General features: G+C 39.0%; 2 protein-coding genes and 1 pseudogene. All 3 read left to right on the top strand.

Annotated elements, in window-relative coordinates; translation table 11 throughout:
* A partial coding sequence (locus E0E16_RS13210) for an RHS repeat domain-containing protein (protein WP_255418196.1) occupies window positions 1–1,253 on the top strand: 1,253 nt, incomplete at its 5' end.
* Complete coding sequence (locus E0E16_RS13205; RefSeq protein WP_040555522.1) at window positions 1,234–1,704, top strand: hypothetical protein; 471 nt, start codon at window positions 1,234–1,236, stop codon at window positions 1,702–1,704. The genes E0E16_RS13210 and E0E16_RS13205, both read left to right, overlap by 20 nt.
* A gap of 327 nt (window positions 1,705–2,031) precedes the next feature.
* Window positions 2,032–2,407: pseudogene (locus tag E0E16_RS13200) on the top strand (peptidoglycan DD-metalloendopeptidase family protein); the annotation flags it as partial.

Raw genomic sequence — 2,407 nt, 5'->3', positions numbered from 1 at the left:
GAATACCATACGCAGGCAATGAGGCTGATGGTGTAACCGTAGACTATAAGGCAAAATATAGTCAGCAACTGCAATCCATCAAGGACAACTACAAGGCGTTTGACATCCCATATAACGGTCAGGACAACAACGACTACGTGGATGGCGAGGGCTTCTGCTGCAACGACGGAACCCCGGAGGCTGCACAGGCCAAGGCAATGGCGGCAAACGTGGCAGGTGCCAAAGCTGTCAGCGGTAACTTCAAGGAGAACGACGAGTACGAGAAGATGCAGTTCTACTATCACCCCGACCACTTGGGCAGCTCAAGCTACATCACCAATCTTGACGGCGAGGTAGCTCAGCACATCGAGTATGTGCCCTTCGGTGAGGTGTTTATCGAAGAACGCAACAATACTTGGAACACGCCTTATCTCTTCAATGCAAAAGAATTTGATGAGGAAACAGGTATGTACTACTATGGTGCGAGATATTATGAGCCGAGGTTGAGTTTATGGATGAGTGTGGATCCGATGCAGGAGAAGTATCCTAGCGTATCTGCATATACTTATACAAACGGAAATCCTATCGTTTTTGCAGATATTCTGGGATTGTATCCAAAGCATTTATTACAACTACATAAAACATCGTGGTGGAAGAGTAATTATTATACCTTTACTCCTGTTGCAGTTCATCTGTTATCGCTTGTTTCAGGCGTAAATGAAAGTAATATAGCAAAAGCAAAAGTTTACGAACGCAGTGTTACACACCCATATCCGTGGTATGGTAGTGAACACTATGGTGGAATCACGCTACCACAAGGCAATGGTTATGCTATAACATTCACCAACAACCTCTTTGACGATAATAGTTTAGGGCAAAACTATTATGCTTGGCTTAATATTGCAAGCCACGAAGTTGGACACATAAACCATATTGATGAAAGCAACAAATTTGCAGATGTTAATTATCAAACTTTACTTGAGGCTTCCATGTACTCAAAAGATCCAGTTATAATACCAAAATCAGCAAATCGAACTGGTTCGTATTTAACAAAATTTGCGTATTCATATATCGAATCTGGTGGTCATGATTTTTCTCCCTTAGAAAAACAAGCAGAAAATGGATCTATTGTATTTCGTAATTTTAATAAATTTGTCAACCAAAAATATGGTGCAAATTCTTTAGAGAATTTAATTAAGTCAAACAATACGGATAAATACAAGATAAATAAAATTAATGTATGGTGGGAAGATTATGAAAATCAAAATAAGTAATGCTATGCGATATATTGTTGCTTGTGCAATATTGGCAGGATGCTCAGATAACTCAATTTCTCTTGATATTAACGATAAAGGAGTATATACAAAACAAGGAAATGGTATTTATTATATGTCAATAGAAGAAGATGGATTAAATTACATGATATATGATGTGGAACTTAGAAAAGATTCCGTAGCAGTTAATGTATTCTATTTCAATAGAAATAATCCATCTTACAAAGTTACGACGGCACTACATCCCAAGGAAATGCAAAAAATAAATCTCAAATCTTTTACAAGATACACAATAGAAAATCACTCAAATGGAGATAGAAATGGTGGTTGCGTTACTTTCAAAACAGATTCGTTCGGAAGACCATTAGTTGACACATATAAAGAATTGAATACTGTCGACGAAATAGTTTCTCATATGGATAATGCTCCAAATCGAGAGTTATCAAAATAAAAAGAATAACAAACGTGGCACGGAAACGCCAAGCCACAGCAGCGATAAAGAACAGATTGTATAACAAAAACAGCAAGACTATGGTAAACCATATATAAACAGTTTGAACTTACCCATACAAGGGTATGCCCCAACACCCTTATAAGGGTAACGGGCAATACCCTTATATGGGTGTTCATCATAACCATTATGTGGGTATTAAAAGCCGTAAGCAATAAAACAGGAAAGAACGACGTTAAATAATTGATAACCATAATTAATTAGAAATTATGATTGAATTTGAAATAAAATCAAAAAAGCAGCATATATCGGTGAACATAAGAGACAGACCCAAGACGAATACCGTATGCAGGCAATGAAGCTGATGGTCTTACCATTAACTACAAGGATAAGTACAACCAGCAGTTACAATCCATTAAAGACAATTACAAAACGTTTGACTTGCCATATAATGGTAAGGACAACGATGACTACGTGAATGGTCAAGGCTTCTGCTGCAATGATGGTACGCCGGAGGCAGCACAGGCAAGGGCTATGGCACGCACAAGGGCTGCAAACGGCAACTTCAAGCCGAACGACGCCTACGAAAAGATGCAGTTCTACTACCACCCCGACCATTTGGGCAGCAGTAGCTACATCACCAACCTTGACGGCGAGGTGGCTCAGCACATCGAGTATGTACCGTTCGGTGAAGTATTTATCG

The organism is Prevotella rectalis (genome assembly GCF_900607215.1).
In the GTDB taxonomy this organism is placed as follows: Bacteria; Bacteroidota; Bacteroidia; order Bacteroidales; family Bacteroidaceae; genus Prevotella; species Prevotella brunnea.
This window is presented reverse-complemented; position numbering and strand designations above follow the sequence as displayed.